This window comes from Cellulomonas sp. PS-H5 (genome assembly GCF_019265565.1).
In the GTDB taxonomy this organism is placed as follows: domain Bacteria; phylum Actinomycetota; class Actinomycetes; order Actinomycetales; family Cellulomonadaceae; genus Cellulomonas.
On sequence record NZ_JAHVCI010000013.1, the window covers coordinates 1 to 16,079 of the forward strand.

Below are 16,079 nucleotides of genomic sequence, written 5' to 3' on the forward strand. Positions count from 1 at the left end.
ACCGGCCGCCCGGCGCGCACCGCCCGCGCCGCGTCCCCGGGCGGCCCCGCGCCGGTCACCGCTGCAGGCCGGTCCGCGCCTTGCTCCGCGCCGCGGCGTGCGCCGGCGCGGTCCACAGGTCCGCGGCGTGGTGCGCCCGTGGCACGGGCGACTCCGCCTCCAGCGCGGTGTACGCGAGGTCGAGGTCGCGCAGCAGCTGGTCGATCATCAGGCGGCTGAGGTCCAGCCGGACGACGACCCGCATCAGGTGCACGTCCTCGGCGTCGGGCGGCAGGCTGTACGCGGGGACGATCCAGCCGTTCTCCCGGAGCCGCGCGGACAGGTGGTAGACGTCGAACCCGGGGTCGCCCGCGAGCCGGAACGTGACGACCGGCTCGGCCAGGCCGGGGTTGAGGATCTCGAACCGCCCCGTCGCCTTCAGCGCCTCGTTGAGGTAGCGCGCGTTGGCGAGCATCGTCTCGACGATCGCGGTGTACCCGTCGCGCCCGAGCCGCAGGAAGTTGTACATCTGCGCCTGGATCATCGCGGAGCCGCGGGAGAAGTTGAACGTGTAGGTCGGCTGCGCGCCGCCGAGGTAGTTCACGCTGAACACCAGGTCCTCGGGCAGCCGGGACGCGTCGCGGAACACCAGCCAGCCGACGCCCGGGTAGACGAGGCCGTACTTGTGCCCGGAGGCGTTGATCGACGCGACCTGCTCCAGCCGGAAGTCCCACGCGAGGTCCGGCTCGGCGAACGGCGCGACGAACGCCCCGCTCGCGCCGTCGACGTGCAGCGGGACGTCCCAGCCGCGGTCGGCCTTGATCCGCACCAGCGCGGCGTCGATGTCGGCGATCGGGTCGGCCTCGCCGATGTGCGTGGTGCCGAGCACGGCGCCGACCGCGATGGTCCGCTCGTCGACCCGCGAGGCCACGTCCTCGGCGGTGATCGTGTACCGGTCGGGGCGCATCGGGATCTTGCGCATCTCGACGTCGAAGTAGTTGGCGAACTTGTCCCACACCACGTGCGTCTCGGCGCCGAACACGACGTTGGGCCGGTCGATGGGCTCCCCCGCGGCCTGCCGCCGGTGCTGCCACGCCCGCTTGTGCGCCAGCAGGCCGAGCATGATCGCCTCGGACGACCCGATGGTCGCGACGCCGACGACGGTCGCCGGGTCGGGCGCGTGGAACAGGTCGCCGAGCATGTGCACGCAGGCCTCCTCGACGAGCGAGGCGACCGGGTACTCCTCGTGGTCGATGTGGTTCTTGCGCAGCGTGTCGTGGATGAGCGCCTCGGCCTGCGGCTCCATCCAGGTCGTCACGAACGAGGCGAGGTTCAGCGTCTCTCGCCCGTCGAGCATGAGGCCCGTGTGCAGCAGCTCGTAGACCTCGTCCGGGTCGAGGCCGTGCTCCGGGAACTCGGTGCGGTCGATCGCCGTGCGGAAGCTGGCCCGCCCGTGGATCGGCGGGGTGGTGCGGCGGTCGCTGGACATGGGCAGCCCCTCGCGTTCGGTGGAGACGCGGTGCGGTGCGACGGCGGGGGCCCGTCCGGACCAGCCGACCGTAGCAGCGACGCTCGCACGGGCCGTTACCGGCGTCCGCCCGCCACCTCACGGGCCCATGGTCCTGTTGCCGTGCTGCGAGCGGGGGCCACATTCTGGATTTCGGTGTGTCGTCCGGGCGCGCCAGGACGAACGTCAGGAGCCACCCGATGACCACCGCCGCCCACGGCGAACCCCCCGCCGGCAAGCTCGCCGGCGACCGCGCGTTCTTCGGCCACCCGCGCGGCCTGATGACGCTGTTCACCACGGAGCTGTGGGAGCGGTTCAGCTACTACGGGATGCGCGCCATCCTGCTGTACTACCTGACCGACTCGGTCGCGAACGGCGGCCTGGACATCGCCGAGACCACGGGCCTGGCGCTCGTGTCGATCTACGGCACCAGCGTCTACCTGCTGTCGGTCGTGGGCGGCTGGCTCGCGGACCGCGTGATCGGCGCCCGGCGGTCGGTCCTCATCGGCGGCATCATCATCGCGGCCGGCCACGTCTGCCTGGCGATCCCGTCCGCCGGGTTCTCGTACCTCGGCATCGCGCTGGTCGCCCTCGGCACCGGCCTGCTCAAGCCGAACGTGTCGAGCATGGTCGGCGAGCTGTACGCCCGCGACGACGAGCGCCGCGACTCGGCGTTCTCGATCTTCTACATGGGCATCAACATCGGCTCGTTCACCGCGCCGTTCCTCGTGGGCGCCGCGCGCGCCTGGGGCGGCTACCACGCGGGCTTCCTGGTGGCGGCCGTCGGCATGGCGATCGCGCTGGTGTTCTTCGTGGCCGGTGCGAAGTACCTCGGCAAGGCGGGCGGCGTCGCGCCGAACCCGGTGCGGCCCGAGGAGCGCGTGAAGCTCGTCCGCGGGTTCCTGGTGATCCTCGGCGGGATCGTCGTCGTCGGCCTGGTCGCGACGCTCGTGGCCGGCGGGTTCAACCTGGACACGTTCATCGACACGATGTCCTACCTGGCGTTCATCGCGCCGGTCGCCTACTTCATCGTGATGTACCGCTCGCCCAAGGTCACCGACGCCGAGCGGCCCCGCGTGCTCGCGTACATCCCGCTGTTCGTCGCGGCGATGCTGTTCTGGATGATCTTCGAGCAGGCGGCGACGACGCTGGCCTCGTTCGCGCAGAACCGCACCGAGCTGTCGTTCTTCGGCGTCACGATCAGCCCCGAGTTCTTCCAGTCGGTGAACCCGCTGTCGATCATCATCCTGGCGCCGGTGTTCGCGTGGATCTGGTCGAAGACGCACGACCGCCCGCCGACCGCGACCAAGTTCGCGATCGGCCTGGCGCTCGCCGCGCTGTCGTTCCTGGTCATGGCCCTCGCGTCGGCGGCGTTCGTCGACACGCTCGCGCCCGCGTGGGTGCTCGTCGTGGTCTACGTGATCCAGACGCTCGGCGAGCTGTGCCTGTCGCCCGTCGGGCTGGCGGCGACCACGCTGCTCGCGCCGCGGGCGTTCCGGAACCAGGCGATGGCGGTGTGGTTCCTCGCGCCGGCCGCCGGGCAGGCGATCACGGCCCAGCTCATCAAGGCGACCGAGGGCTCGTCCGACACCGCGTACTTCGGCGGGATCGGCGCCGTGGCGCTGGCGTTCGCGCTGATCCTGCTCGCGCTGTCGCCGTGGGTGACGCGGCACATCCGCCGGGCGGACGAGATGGAGGGCACGGTGAGCGCCGGGGCGTGACCGCGCGGTCGCGCCGGGGCGGGTGGTCGGACCCGACCGCTCAGCCCCGGCGCCACCAGCGCCGCCACGTGCGTCGGCCGCCCGCCCTCCGCTCGCGCAGCTCGACAGTCGCCGGGAGGGCGGCCCGCTCCGCCTCGTAGGTGTCGACGAACCGCCGCACCTCGGCGTCGTGCTGGGCGCGGTCGAACACGAACGGGCCGCCGAGCACCGCGACCGGGTCGTCGTCGGCAGGGCCGTTCGGCCCCGTCTCCCAGCGGAAGTCCCGCCAGGTCACCGTGGTGCCCGTCCGCTCCAGGCGCATGCCGATCGCGCCGCAGCCGGAGTCGCCGCACGCCGAGCAGACGAACAGCGGCACGCGGCCGTCGTCGAGCTGGTCGGCGGGGTGCTCGCCCAGCAGCGCGAGCACGTCGCCGACCCACGGGAAGGGCCAGCTGTGCACGAAGACCGGCACGTACTCCCGGACGGGACCGAGCCCGCGGACGTCCAGGTGGAGCAGCCGGCGGACGGGCACCCCGTCCACGGTCGGCTCCCAGAAGAACGCGCCGTGCTCGGGCGCGCTGCCGGGCACGAGCGCGAGGCGGTTCAGCATGCTCCGGATGCTGCCACCCCGCGCCCGCGCCCGTGGGTGATCAGGACCGGGCCGATGACCGCGGTGGACGTACTTCGGCGGGATCGGCGCCGTGGCGCTGGCGTTCGCGCTGATCCTGCTCGCGCTGTCGCCGTGGGTCGCGCGGCACATCCGCCGGGGCGGGTGGTCGGACCCGACCGCTCAGCCCCGGTGCCACCAGCGCCGCCACGTGCGTCGCCCGCCCGACCGTGACCCGGCCGGCACCGGGAGCGCGGCGCGCTCCGCCTCCTCGCTGTCGACGAACCGTCGCACCTCGCCGTCGTGCTGGGCCCGGTCGAACACGAACGGGCCGCCGGGGACCACGACCCGGTCGTCGGGGTCGTCCGGCCCGGTCTCCCAGCGGAAGTCCCGCCAGGCCACGGTGCTCGCGTCCCGCTCGACGCGCATCGTGATCGCGCCGCACTCGAGGTCCCCGCAGGCCCGGCAGACGAACAGAGGGACCCGGCCGGCGTCGAGCCGGGCGGCGGGACGCTCGCCCAGCAGGGCGAGCACGTCGTCGACCCACGGCGTCGGTCGCCGGCGGACGAAGACCGGCAGGTTGTCCCCCGCCGGCCCGAGGCCCTCGACGTCCAGGTCCACGTCCTCCGGGTCGTCGAAGCGCAGCAGCCGGCGGACGGGTACGCCGTCGACCGTCGGCTCCCAGAAGTGCACGCCGTGCTCCGGCGCACTGCCGGGCACGAGCGCGAGGTGGTTCAGCACACCTGGGATGCTGCCACCCCGCGCCCGCGCCGGTGCGCGATCAGGACCGCGCGGTCTGGGTGTTCGACACCTGGGCCCGCGGCCGGACGACCAGCGTGTCGATGTTCACGTGGTGCGGCCGGGTGAGGGCGAACGCGATGACGTCCGCGATGTCCTCGGCGAGCAGCGGCTGGTAGCCCTCGTAGACCTTGGCCGCGCGCTCCGCGTCGCCGCCGAACCGGACCAGCGAGAACTCCTCGGTGGCGACGGCGCCGGGCGCGATGTCGATGACCCGGACCGGCTCGCCGATCAGCTCGAGGCGCAGCGTAGTGGTGAGCATCCGCTCCGCGTGCTTGGCGCCGGTGTAGCCCGCGCCGCCCTCGTAGGGGCCGATGGCCGCGGTCGACGTGACGACCAGGACGTCGCCCCGGCCGCTGGCCTTGAGCAGCGGGAGCAGCGCCTTGGTGACCCGCAGGGTGCCGAGGACGTTGATGTCGTACATCCGGCGCCAGCCCTCGACGTCGGCCTCGGCGACCGGGTCGAGGCCCAGCGCGCCGCCCGCGTTGTTGACCAGGGACGTGAGGCCGCCGGTCTCCGCGACGTGCGCGGCCAGGCGCGCCACGTCGTCGTCGCTGGTGAGGTCGGCGACGAACGGCTCGGCGCCGGTCTCGGCGGCCAGGGCCTCGAGCCGGTCGGCCCGGCGGGCGACGGCGACGACGTCCCAGCCCTCGGCGCGGAGCCGGCGGACGGTCGCGGCGCCGATCCCGCTGGAGGCGCCGGTGACGACGGCGCGAAGGGCGGGCGTGGCGGTCTCGGACATGCGGGGTGGTCCTCTCGGTGGTGCGGGGTGTGGTGCCGGATCGACCCTACGACCGGCGGCGGGGTACGCGGTCAGAGGGTGGCGTCCAGGTCCGCCAGGACCTCGTCGTAGGCCGCCAGGGCCGTCGCGACCTGGGCGTCGGTCACCACGCAGGGCGGGACGACGTGGATGCGGTTGTCCTGCACGAACGGCAGCAGCCCCCGGTCGAGCAGGCCGGCCTTGACCGCGCCCATCGCCGCCGGCGCGACCGGTTCGCGCGTCGACCGCGACGTGACCAGCTCCAGCGCCCAGAACACCCCGGTGCCCCGGACCTCGCCCACGGACGGGTGCGCGTCCGCGAGCGCCGCGAGCCCCGGCGCCAGCACCTCGGCGCCGATCCGGGCGGCGTTCTCGACGACCTTCTCGTCCTCCATCGCCTCGATGGTCGCGACGACCGCCGCCATGGCCAGCGGGTGCCCGGAGTAGGTGAGCCCTCCGGGGAACACCCGGTCGTCGAACGCGTGGGCGACCGGGTCGGACATGAGCACGCCGCCCGCGGGCACGTAGCCGGAGTTGACCCCCTTGGCGAACGTCACCAGGTCGGGCACGACGTCGTGCTGGTCGAACGCGAACCACGACCCGGTCCGGCCGAACCCAGCCATCACCTCGTCCAGGACCAGCAGGATGCCGTGCCGGTCCGCGATCTCCCGGACGCCGGCGAGGTACCCGGGCGGCGGCACCAGCACGCCCGCGGTCCCCGGGATCGACTCCAGCAGGATCGCCGCGATCGACGCCGGGCCCTCCGACTCGACGACCCGCGCCAGGTGCCGCAGCGCGCGCTCGCCCTCCTCCTCGGGCGTCGTGGCCCAGAACTCCGACCGGTACAGGTAGGGCCCGAAGTGGTGCACGTGACCCCGGGCGTACTCGTTGGGCACCCGCCGCCAGTCGCCGGTCGCGACCACGGCCGCGCCGGTGTTGCCGTGATACGACCGGTAGGCCGACAGCACCTTGTCCCGGCCGGTGACCAGGCGCGCCATCCGGATCGCGTTCTCGTTGGCGTCGGCCCCGGCGTTCGTGAAGAACACCTTCGAGAAGCCCTCGGGCGCGTGCCGGAGGATCGCCTCGGCGGCCCGGCCCCGCGGGAGCACGGCGTGCGACGGGGCGATGGTGGCGAGCCGCCCGGCCTGCTCCGCGATGGCCGCCACGACCCTCGGGTGCTGGTGGCCGATGTTGGTGTTGACGAGCTGGCTGCTGAAGTCGAGCAGGGTGCGGCCGTCCGCCAGGGTCACCTCGCAGCCGGACGCGCCGGCGACGACGAGCGGGGCGAGCGCGCCCTGGGCGGACCAGGAGTGGAACACGTGCGCGCGGTCGAGCTCGAGGGCGAGCGCGCCGTCGGCGTCGAGTGCGGTCATGGGTGCGGGCCTTCCGTGGGGAGGGGTGGTGGGGTCGGGGCGGCGGCGCGGCGGACGCCGCCGCCCCGGCCCGGTCAGTTGCCGCCGGGCTGGAGCTCGACGGTCAGGGGCTCGAAGTCCGCGCCCTCGACGTCCACGCCCTCGGCCTCGAGCTCGTCCAGCGCCTGCTGCACGTACTCGTTGGAGTACGCGGTCTCCGGCGGGTCAGCGCTGATGATCGTCGCGCCGGTCTCGTTGGAGGTCTCCTTGGCCATCGCGACGGTGGCGTCCCAGGCGGACTCGTCGATCAGGCCGATGCCGCCGGAGGTCGACGGCCAGATGAGCTTGTTGACCTCGTTGGTCATCCAGAGCTGGTGGCTGGTGCCGAGGGTCGAGCCCGCGGCCGTGACGATGTCGGCGGCCTCCTGCGGGTTGTCCCGGGCGTAGATCCAGCCCTGGATGGACGCCTTGAGGAACGCGACCGTCGTCTCGGCGTACTCGGGGTCGTCGGCCAGCCGGCCGGCGTCCGCCCAGATCGCGTCCTGGAGCATGGCGGTGCCCTCGTCGTTCCAGTCGATGACGCTGAAGTCCTCGGGCTGGTAGAGCTCGCCGGTGTCGGGGTTCTCGGTCTCGAGCAGCTGGGCGTACTCGTTGTACGTCATGGCCTGCGCCGCGTCGATGTCGCCGGCGAGGAACGCGTTCATGTCGAACGCCTGCTGCACGATCTCGAAGTCCGTCACGCCGGCCTTGTTGAGGCCCGCGAACAGCTCCCACTCGTTGCCGTAGCCCCAGGAGCCGATCGTCTTGCCCTCGAGGTCCGCGACCGAGTCGATCCCCGCGTCCGCGAACGACACCTGCAGGGTGGCCGACCGCTCGAAGATCTGCGCCACGTTGGTGATGTCCGCGCCCTGCTCGATCGAGCCGAGCACCTTCGGCACCCACGCGATCGCGTAGTCGACCTCGCCGTTCGCGAGGGCGTCCTGCGGCACGATGTCGCCGCCGCTCGGGAGGATCTCGACGTCGAGGCCGGCGTCCTCGTAGTAGCCCTGGTCCAGCGCGGCGTAGTAGCCGGAGAACTGCGCCTGCGTGAGCCACTGCAGCTGCAGCTTCACGGGGGTCAGATCCCCGTCGCCGCCGCTCGCCGACTCCGTCGACCCGCCGCCGGCCGTGTCGTCCGAGCCGCCGCACGCGGTCAGCGCGAGCGCCGCCACGACGCCGAGCGCCCCGAGCCCGAGGCGGGCCCGCCTGGTGGTGTTCCTCATGTCGTCCCCTTGTCGTCGCATCACGGGAGGGCCCTCCTGGCGCCGTCGGCAGGCGGGGTGGTGCCGACCCGCGCCGACCCCCGGGCGCGGGACGTGTGGTGGCGCGGCGGTCAGGCCCGGCGCACCCCGCGGGTCCCCCACCGCTCGACGGCGGAGGTGGCCCCGTAGAACAGCAGCCCGACGAGCACGCCGCCGAGCACGTACGCCCAGGCGCGGGCGTAGTTCGACCCCGCCGCGGCCGTGGTGATGAACGACCCGATGCCGGAGCGCGGGCCGCCGAAGTACTCGGCGACGATCGCCGAGATGACCGCGAGCGAGGACGCCAGCCGCAGGCCGGTGAACACGAACGGCAGCGCCGTCGGGATCGTCACCGCCCGGGTCGCCTGCCGCGGCGTGGCCGCGTACGCCCGCATGAGGTCGCGGTGCACGGGCCGGACCTGCCGCAGCCCGCGCAGCGTGTTGACGAACACCGGCACCCCGACCGCGACGGCCACCACGATCTGCCGCCCGGTCTCCACCGAGGCGCCGTACATCGTGTAGAGCACCGGGGCGAGCGCCACGACCGGCACCACCGCGAGCCCCGCGACCACCGGGTCCAGCAGCAGGTCGACGGCGCGCACGGCGGAGGCCAGGATCGCGGCCGCGATCGCCACCACCGCGCCGATCACGAGGCCGACCAGCGCGTTCGTGCCGGTGACGAGCGCGGCCGAGGCGATCGTCGGCAGGAACTCGGCGAACTCGCCCGCGATGGCCGCCGGGCTGGGCAGCAGGAACGGCGGGACGTCGCCGAGCGTCACGACGGCCTGCCACGCGGCGACCAGCGCGGCGAGCAGCATGACGGGCGCGGCGCGGTGGCCCCAGGACGCGGCGCTCACCGCGTCTCCACCCCGCGGCTCGGGACGCCCTCGGCACCGCCGTGCAGCGCCTCGCGCACCGCCGTGACCGCCTGGAAGTACGCCTCGTCCTCGCGCAGCCCGTCGTCGCGCGACCCCGACCGCCCGAGCCCGACGTCCACGATCCCCGCGATCCGCCCCGGCCGGGCCGACATGACGACGACGCGGTCCGAGAGGAACACCGCCTCCGGGATCGAGTGCGTCACGAACACCACGGCCGCCTGCGTCTCCGCGCAGATCCGCACCAGCTCCGACTGCAGCCGCTCACGGGTCATCTCGTCGAGCGCCCCGAACGGCTCGTCCATCAGCAGCAGGCTGGGCCGCTCGGCCAGCGCCCGGGCGATCGCGACGCGCTGCTGCATGCCACCGGAGAGCTGGTCCGGGAAGTGGTCGGCGAAGTCGGTGAGCCCGACCAGCGCCAGCATCTCGTCCGCGCGTTCCCGGCGGGCCCCGCGGCCGACGCCGTGCAGCTGCAGCGGCAGCTCGATGTTGGCGCGGACGGTGCGCCACGGCAGGAGGCCGGCCTGCTGGAACGCGATGCCGTAGTCGTGGCCGAGCCGGGCCTGCTCGGCCGGCTTGCCGAACACGGCGATCGAGCCGGACGTCGGGCGGTCCAGGTCGGCGACCAGGCGGAGCAGCGTCGACTTCCCGCAGCCCGAGGGGCCGATCAGCGAGACGAACTCCCCAGCGCCGACGGTGAGGTCGACGTGCTCCAGCGCGGTGACGGACCGGCCACCCTCGCCGGGGAACACCCGGCCGACGCCCGCGACCTGGACGGCGGCGGCGGTGGCCGTCGGCCCGGCGGGCGCGGCCCCGGGCGCCCCGGCGGCGGTCGGCGCGGTCACGCCGCGACCTCCGCCCGGCGGAACCGGCGCAGCGCGGTGCCGAGCAGCGCGACCGCCCCGGAGGCGACCAGGCCGAGCAGCACGGCCCCGAAGATCGGCGCCCACGGCTTGGCGGGGTCGCTGCTGGCGAAGTTGGCGAACTCGAGGATCATGCGTCCGATACCTCCGGGCATCCCGGTCGAGACCTCCGCGACGACGACGCCGAGCACGGCGCTCGTGGCCGCCAGGCGAAGGGCGGGCAGCAGGTGGGGCACGCTCGCGGGCAGCCGCAGCCGGACCAGCTCCTGGGACCAGGAGGCGGCGTAGCCGGCGAACAGCTCGCGGTGCAGGGTGTCGGGCGAGGTGAGGCCGCGCAGGGCCCCGACCGCGACCGGGAAGAACGCCAGGTACGAGGCGATCACGGCGACGGACATCCACGGCTCCCAGGTGAAGCCGAGCTCGAGCTTCGAGCCCCAGCCCTTCACCAGCGGGGCGAGCGCGATGAGCGGGACGGTCTGGCTCAGCACGACCAGCGGCAGCACCGCGGACCGCGCGACGCGGAACCGGGTCATCAGCAGGGCGAGCGCGAACCCGACGACCACGCCGAGCACCCAGGACACCGCGGCGATCCGCAGGCTGGCGCCGCCGGCGCGGAGCACCGCGAGCCACAGCGGGTCGGCGCCCGGCTGGGACGTGAGCGGCTCGCCGAGCCGGGCCAGCATCTCGGTCACGTGCGGCATCGCCAGGTCGGTGGTGCGCGGCAGGACGCGGAGCTCGCCGACGCTCCAGCCGTCCTCGGGGACGACGGCCTTGACCAGCTCCCACAGCGCGGCGAGCACGACCAGGGCGGCGAGGCCGAGGGCGACGGGGCGCAGCGCGCGGAGCGGTGCGGGCAGCGCCCGGGTCCGGCTAGCGGCCGGTGCGAGCGCGGCTGCCGACGGCGCGACGACCGCCGCGTCCCCGGCCTCCGCGACGCCCGTCGTCATGCCGTCGCCACGACGTGCTCGGCCATCGCCGGGATGACCCGCTCGCCGTACATCCGCAGGGTCTCGTCCTTGTTGTCGTGCTGCAGGTAGCCGGCGAACTGGGTGACCCCGAGCGCGCGCAGCGCCTGCAGCTTCTCGACGTGCTCGCGGGGGCTGCCCAGCAGGCAGAACCGCTCGACGATCCCGTCGGGGACGAACTGGGTGTGCGAGTTCCCGGCGCGGCCGTGCTCGTTGTAGTCGTAGCCCTGCCGGCCCTCGATGTAGTCGGTCAGCGCCTTCGGCACCTGCGACCCCTGGCCGTACTTGGCGACGATGTCCGCGACGTGGTTGCCCACCATGCCGCCGAACCACCGGCACTGCTCGCGCATGTGCGCCCGGGCCGCCGGGGAGTCGCCGTCGCCGACGTACATCGGGGCGGCGACGCAGAACTTGATGGCGTCGGGATCGCGCCCGGCGGCCTCGGCGGAGTCGCGGACGGTGCGGATCATCCAGGACGCCACGTCGGGGTCCGCGCACTGCAGGATGAACCCGTCGCCGACCTCGCCGGTCAGCTTGAGCGCCAGCGGCCCGTAGGCGGCGACCCACACCTCGAGCGCCGACCCGCGGGACCACGGGAACTGCACCTTGCGGCCGTTGTGCTCGACCGGCCGGGAGTTCGCGAGCTCGCGGATGACGTGGATGGACTCGCGCAGCGTCGCCAGGTTGGACGGCTTGCCCGCCAGGGTGCGCACCGCCGAGTCGCCGCGGCCGATGCCGCACACCGTCCGGTTGCCGTACATCTCGTTGAGCGTGGCGAACGAGGACGCCAGCACGGTCCAGTCCCGGGTCGCCGGGTTGGTGACCATGGGCCCGACGATCACCTTGCGGGTGGCCGCGAGGATCTGGGAGAACACGACGAACGGCTCCTGCCAGAGCAGGTGCGAGTCGAAGGTCCAGACGTAGTCGAACCCGTGGGTCTCCGCCTGGCGGGCCAGGTCGACCACCCTCGAGGCGGGCGGGTCGTTCTGCAGGACGACGCCGAACTCCATGGGCGTGCCTCCTTCTGTGCGGGGGGGTCGGGTGGGGCCGGTCGTCAGATCAGGTACTGGGACAGGCCGCGCTTGACGTACTTCCCGTGGCCGGCGCGGCCCAGGAACAGGCCGCCGTCGACGACGACCTCGCCGCGGGACAGCACCGTGTCGACGTGGCCGTCGACCTCGAAGCCCTCCCAGGCCGAGTAGTCCATGGCCATGTGGTGCGACTTCCCGACGCCGATCGAGGTGTGCCCGTTCGGGTCGTAGACCACGACGTCGGCGTCCGCTCCGGGTGCGAGCACGCCCTTCTGCCCGTACATGCCGAACATCCGCGCCGGGGTGGTGCAGCAGATCTCCACCCAGCGCTCCAGGCTGATCTCGCCGGTGACGACGCCCTGGTAGAGCAGGTCCATCCGGTGCTCGACCGAGCCGATGCCGTTGGGGATCTTCGAGAAGTCGCCGATCCCCATCTCCTTCTGGTCCTTCATGCAGAACGGGCAGTGGTCGGTCGACACGAGCTGCAGGTCGTTCGTGCGCAGCGAGTTCCACATCTGGTGCTGGTGGCCCTCGTGCTTCGACCGCAGCGGTGTCGAGCACACGTACTTGGCGCCCTCGAAGTCGCCCCACTGCTCGCTGGTCGCGCCGAGGTGGTCCTCGAGCGACAGGTACAGGTACTGCGGGCAGGTCTCGCCGAACACGTTCTGGCCGCGGTCCCGGGCCTGGGCGATCTGCTCGGCCGCCTGCTTCGCGGAGACGTGCACGATGTACAGCGGCGCCCCGGTGAGGTCGGCGAGCATGATCGCGCGGTGCGTCGCCTCCTCCTCGGCCTGCCAGGGCCGGGAGACGCCGTGGTAGTACGGGCTGGTCTCGCCGCGGGCGACGTGCTGCTGCACGAGGGTGTCGATGACCGACCCGTTCTCCGCGTGCATCATGATCATCGCGCCGTTGTCGGACGCCTTCTGCATGGCCCGGAGGATCTGCCCGTCGTCCGACAGGAAGACGCCCTTGTAGGCCATGAACAGCTTGAAGCTGGTCACGCCCTCGGCGATCAGCTCGTCCATCGCGTGCAGCGACGAGTCCTGCACGTCCGACAGGATCTGGTGGAACGCGTAGTCGACCGCGCAGTTCCCGGCCGCCTTCTGGTGCCACAGGGCGTACTGGTCGACCGGGTTCTCGTGCGGGTACTGCACCACGAAGTCGACGATGGTCGTCGTCCCGCCCCAGGCCGCGGCCGTGGTGCCGGTCTCGAACGTGTCCGAGGCGAACGTGCCGCCGAACGGCATCTCCATGTGCGTGTGCGCGTCGATGCCGCCGGGGATCACGTACTTGCCGGTCGCGTCGATGACGCGGTCGACCGTCGCGGTCAGGTCGACGCCGAGGGCGGTCGAACCGGGCTGCAGCAGCGCGACGATCGTCTCGCCGTCGATCAGCACGTCCGCGGCGCCGCGGCCGGTCGCGTTGACGACGGTGCCGCCGGTGATGAGGGTCTTCATGCCTCGTCCTCCGCTCACGGCGCCACGATGGGCCCGTAGGCGTCCGGCCGGCGGTCGCGGAAGAACTGCCACCGCTCGCGGGTCGTCCGGATCACGTCGAGGTCGAGGTCGCGGATCAGCAGCTGGTTCTCGGTCGTCGAGCCGACCTCGCCGACGTAGTTGCCGTCCGGGCCGACCGCGTACGACGAGCCGTAGAAGTTCACCGCCTCGTCGCCGTACTCGTTGTCCTCGAGCCCGACGCGGTTGTTCGCGATGACGTAGTACCCGTTCGCGATGGCCGCTGCCGGCTGCTCGACCTCCCACAGCTTGTTCGAGATGCCGGGGGCGGTGGCGTTCGGGTTGAACACGATCTCCGCGCCGTTGAGCGCGAGCACCCGCCAGCCCTCCGGGAAGTGCCGGTCGTAGCAGATGTTCACGCCGATCTTCCCGACCGCGGTCTCGAACACCGGGTAGCCCTGGTTGCCGGGCCGGAAGTAGAACTTCTCCCAGAACTTCGGCAGGTGCGGGATGTGGTGCTTGCGGTACGTGCCGAGCAGGGTGCCGTCCGCGTCGATGACCGCCGCGGTGTTGTAGAGCACCCCCGGCTGGTCCTCCTCGTAGATCGGCAGCACGATCACGATGCCCAGCTCCTTGGCCAGCGCGCTGAACCGGTCGGTGGTCGGGCCGGGGACCGTCTCGGCGTACTCGTAGTACTTCGTGTCCTGCGTGATGCCGAAGTACGGGCCGTAGAACAGCTCCTGGAAGCCGATGACCTGCGCGCCCTCGGCCGCGGCCTTGCGCGTCCAGTCCTCGTGCAGCTGGATCATCGACTCCTTGTCGCCGGTCCAGGTGGCCTGGGTGAAGGCGACGCGCACGACTGACATGAGGGACCTCCGCAGTGGGTGATGCCGGGTGCTGGGACCGGACCGCGGGGGCCCGATGGGAATGTGACTGTGGGGGTTGAACATTTCTGCGGCGTTTCTGCCCGTAACGGCCCCGAGAACGTCGATGACGGGGCTGTAAACACTGCGGCGCCGGGGTCCAGGGCAGGCCGTGCGGGGGGCGCGCGGGGGCACGATGACGCCCATGGACGTGGCCCAGCACGTGGAGGACCGCAGTCCCCGGGGGATCGCCGCCGCCGTCTCGCGCCTGGTGCGCAGCGGCGACCTGCGGCCGGGCGACCGCCTGCCCACCGTCCGGCGGCTCGCCGCCGACCTGGGCGTCAGCCCCGCGACGGTCAGCGGGGCGTGGCAGGCGCTGGCCGCCGTGGGGCTGGTGGCGTCGCGCGGGCGGGCGGGGACGGTCGTGCTGCCGGAGCCGGCGTCGTGGCTGCCGCCGCGGTACCGGGACCTGGCGGCGGGCGGGCGGGCGGACGCCGGGGCGGCGCTGCCCGGGGTCGGGGTCGGCGGGGTCGGGGGCGGGATGCCCGGGCCTGCGTCCGCCGGGCAGCCGCGAGTCGACCCGGACGCTCCCGGCGCGCCGTCGGGACCGCCGTCCGCGTCCCTCGCCCCGACCCGCCGCCCGGGCCCGGCGATCGACCTGTCCGCCGGCACCCCCGACCCCGCGCTGCTGCCCCCGCTGGGGCGCGCGCTGGCCCGGGTCGCCGCGGCCACCCCCGCGGCCGGCACCGGGTCCTACCTGGGCGCACCGGTCGTCGAGCCGCTGGAGCGCCTGCTCCGCGCGTCCTGGCCGTTCACGCCGCAGCGGGTGACGGTCGTCGACGGCGCGGTCGACGCGATGAGCCGGACGCTGGAGCAGCTCGCGGGGTTCGGCGACCGGGTGGTCGTCGAGGACCCGTCGTTCCCGCCGATCTTCGACCTGTGCGACCAGCTCGGCCTCGAGCGCGTGCCGGTGCCGCTCGACCGCCAGGGCCTGCGCCCCGACGCCCTGGCCGCCGCGCTGCGCACCGGCGCGGAGGTCGTCGTCCTGCAGCCACGCGCGCACAACCCCACCGGCGTCTCGATGACGTCGACCCGGGCGCGGGAGCTGGCGGCGGTCGTCCGGAAGCACCTGGCGGCGACGCCCGGCGCGGGGCTGACGATCGTCGAGGACGACCACTCCGGCGAGATCGCGTCGTCCGCCGACGTGTCGCTCGGCAGCCACCTGCCGGACCGCGTCGTGCACGTGCGGTCGTACTCCAAGTCGCACGGGCCGGACCTGCGGATCGCCGCCGTCGGCGGGCCGGCCGCGGTGCTGGACCGGGTGGTCGCGCGCCGGATGCTCGGGCCGGGCTGGACCAGCCGCCTGCTGCAGCACGTGCTCGCCGACCTGCTCGACGACGGCGAGGCGCTGGCGGCCGTGGCCCAGGCCCGGCGGACCTACTACGCGCGGCAGCGGGCGCTGACCACGGCGCTCGCCGAGCGCGGCGTCGAGGTGCAGCCGGGCGACGGGATCAACCTGTGGGTGCCGGTGGCCGACGAGGCGACCGCGCTGGTCCGGCTGGCGGCGGCGGGGATCCGCGTGGCGCCGGGCCGACCGTTCCGCGCGGGTGAGGCCGCCGACGACACCGGCGGGTCGGGCCACGTCCGTGTCACGGTCGGCGCGCTGGCGGGAGGACCGGACGAGGTCGCCCGCGTCGCGACGGCCCTGGCTCTGGCCGCGGGCGCGTAGCGCCGCGCGCTGAGCGCCGCACCGCCGCCTGCGCTGCTCCCTGCCCCGCTTCGCCGAGATGGCAGCTCTCGGCTGCGGCGTGCCGCGTCCGCCCAGCCGAGAGTTGCCCTCTCGGCGAGGTGGTGTCGCCGAGTCTCCACATGAGGACTCTGCGGCGGCGCCGGCGTGCAGGCCGGAAGTGGAGACTCGCGCGGCGTGCGCGGGGGGGCGCGGCGTGCGCGGCGTGCGCGGTGTGCGCGGGTGGCGCGCAGAGCGCGGCGGGGCGCGCGGCGCGGTCGCGCGCGGGCGTAGGGTGGTCGCGGACCAGGCCGGATGT

General features: G+C 73.6%; 14 protein-coding genes. 2 read left to right on the forward strand and 12 right to left on the reverse strand.

All coding sequences use genetic code 11. The features are described from left to right. Window positions 1-55: 55 nt before the first annotated feature. Window positions 56-1,468, reverse strand: a complete 1,413-nt coding sequence (locus J5O08_RS07420) for a glutamate decarboxylase (protein ID WP_218706244.1) — start codon at window positions 1,466-1,468, stop codon at window positions 56-58. A gap of 218 nt (window positions 1,469-1,686) precedes the next feature. Here J5O08_RS07420 and J5O08_RS07425 point away from each other — a divergent pair, with 218 nt between their 5' ends. After that, window positions 1,687-3,207: a peptide MFS transporter gene (locus J5O08_RS07425; protein WP_218706245.1), complete on the forward strand. Its 1,521-nt coding sequence runs from the start codon at window positions 1,687-1,689 to the stop codon at window positions 3,205-3,207. Between the two features lie 40 nt (window positions 3,208-3,247). On the opposite strand, the gene J5O08_RS07430 is transcribed toward J5O08_RS07425, so the two are convergent. The 11 genes from J5O08_RS07430 to J5O08_RS07480 all read right to left on the reverse strand — a co-directional run bounded on the left by J5O08_RS07430 (window position 3,248) and on the right by J5O08_RS07480 (window position 14,037). Beyond that, window positions 3,248-3,796, reverse strand: coding sequence for a hypothetical protein (locus J5O08_RS07430; RefSeq protein WP_218706246.1), 549 nt, complete (start codon window positions 3,794-3,796; stop codon window positions 3,248-3,250). Between the two features lie 180 nt (window positions 3,797-3,976). Further along, complete coding sequence (locus tag J5O08_RS07435; protein ID WP_218706247.1) at window positions 3,977-4,534, reverse strand: hypothetical protein; 558 nt, start codon at window positions 4,532-4,534, stop codon at window positions 3,977-3,979. A 40-nt stretch (window positions 4,535-4,574) separates the two neighbouring features. Continuing rightward, on the reverse strand, window positions 4,575-5,333 hold the full coding sequence (locus tag J5O08_RS07440; protein ID WP_158375268.1) for an SDR family oxidoreductase: 759 nt from the start codon (window positions 5,331-5,333) through the stop codon (window positions 4,575-4,577). 71 nt (window positions 5,334-5,404) lie between these two features. Then, window positions 5,405-6,724, reverse strand: coding sequence for an aspartate aminotransferase family protein (locus J5O08_RS07445; protein WP_218706248.1), 1,320 nt, complete (start codon window positions 6,722-6,724; stop codon window positions 5,405-5,407). 74 nt (window positions 6,725-6,798) lie between these two features. Further along, complete coding sequence (locus J5O08_RS07450; protein ID WP_218706249.1) at window positions 6,799-7,965, reverse strand: ABC transporter substrate-binding protein; 1,167 nt, start codon at window positions 7,963-7,965, stop codon at window positions 6,799-6,801. A gap of 110 nt (window positions 7,966-8,075) precedes the next feature. Continuing rightward, window positions 8,076-8,840: an ABC transporter permease subunit gene (locus J5O08_RS07455; RefSeq protein WP_308281458.1), complete on the reverse strand. Its 765-nt coding sequence runs from the start codon at window positions 8,838-8,840 to the stop codon at window positions 8,076-8,078. Continuing rightward, window positions 8,837-9,703, reverse strand: a complete 867-nt coding sequence (locus J5O08_RS07460; protein ID WP_218706250.1) for an ABC transporter ATP-binding protein — start codon at window positions 9,701-9,703, stop codon at window positions 8,837-8,839. Before J5O08_RS07460 ends, J5O08_RS07455 begins: the two co-directional genes overlap by 4 nt. Then, window positions 9,700-10,668, reverse strand: a complete 969-nt coding sequence (locus J5O08_RS07465; protein ID WP_218706251.1) for an ABC transporter permease — start codon at window positions 10,666-10,668, stop codon at window positions 9,700-9,702. The genes J5O08_RS07460 and J5O08_RS07465 overlap by 4 nt, the downstream gene beginning before the upstream one ends. Beyond that, a complete protein-coding gene (locus J5O08_RS07470) occupies window positions 10,665-11,696 on the reverse strand; it encodes a TIGR03842 family LLM class F420-dependent oxidoreductase (protein ID WP_218706252.1) in 1,032 nt (343 codons plus the stop codon). Before J5O08_RS07470 ends, J5O08_RS07465 begins: the two co-directional genes overlap by 4 nt. Before the next feature lie 44 nt (window positions 11,697-11,740). Beyond that, a complete protein-coding gene (gene hydA / locus J5O08_RS07475) occupies window positions 11,741-13,174 on the reverse strand; it encodes a dihydropyrimidinase (RefSeq protein WP_218706253.1) in 1,434 nt (477 codons plus the stop codon). 14 nt (window positions 13,175-13,188) lie between these two features. Further along, the gene (locus J5O08_RS07480; RefSeq protein ID WP_154730895.1) at window positions 13,189-14,037 is read right to left on the reverse strand and encodes a nitrilase-related carbon-nitrogen hydrolase; all 849 of its coding nucleotides are present in this window, start codon (window positions 14,035-14,037) and stop codon (window positions 13,189-13,191) included. Between the two features lie 202 nt (window positions 14,038-14,239). Here J5O08_RS07480 and J5O08_RS07485 point away from each other — a divergent pair, with 202 nt between their 5' ends. Next, window positions 14,240-15,763: a PLP-dependent aminotransferase family protein gene (locus J5O08_RS07485; RefSeq protein WP_218706254.1), complete on the forward strand. Its 1,524-nt coding sequence runs from the start codon at window positions 14,240-14,242 to the stop codon at window positions 15,761-15,763. Window positions 15,764-16,079 lie beyond the last annotated feature (316 nt).

Coding starts and splice junctions, on each gene's coding strand:
- hydA (WP_218706253.1), bottom strand. CDS start 13,174: ATGAAGACCCTCATCACCGGCGGCACCGTCGTCAACGCGACCGGCCGC.
- J5O08_RS07480 (WP_154730895.1), bottom strand. CDS start 14,037: ATGTCAGTCGTGCGCGTCGCCTTCACCCAGGCCACCTGGACCGGCGAC.
- J5O08_RS07440 (WP_158375268.1), bottom strand. CDS start 5,333: ATGTCCGAGACCGCCACGCCCGCCCTTCGCGCCGTCGTCACCGGCGCC.
- J5O08_RS07450 (WP_218706249.1), bottom strand. CDS start 7,965: ATGAGGAACACCACCAGGCGGGCCCGCCTCGGGCTCGGGGCGCTCGGC.
- J5O08_RS07445 (WP_218706248.1), bottom strand. CDS start 6,724: ATGACCGCACTCGACGCCGACGGCGCGCTCGCCCTCGAGCTCGACCGC.
- J5O08_RS07485 (WP_218706254.1), top strand. CDS start 14,240: ATGGACGTGGCCCAGCACGTGGAGGACCGCAGTCCCCGGGGGATCGCC.
- J5O08_RS07425 (WP_218706245.1), top strand. CDS start 1,687: ATGACCACCGCCGCCCACGGCGAACCCCCCGCCGGCAAGCTCGCCGGC.
- J5O08_RS07430 (WP_218706246.1), bottom strand. CDS start 3,796: ATGCTGAACCGCCTCGCGCTCGTGCCCGGCAGCGCGCCCGAGCACGGC.
- J5O08_RS07470 (WP_218706252.1), bottom strand. CDS start 11,696: ATGGAGTTCGGCGTCGTCCTGCAGAACGACCCGCCCGCCTCGAGGGTG.
- J5O08_RS07465 (WP_218706251.1), bottom strand. CDS start 10,668: ATGACGACGGGCGTCGCGGAGGCCGGGGACGCGGCGGTCGTCGCGCCG.
- J5O08_RS07420 (WP_218706244.1), bottom strand. CDS start 1,468: ATGTCCAGCGACCGCCGCACCACCCCGCCGATCCACGGGCGGGCCAGC.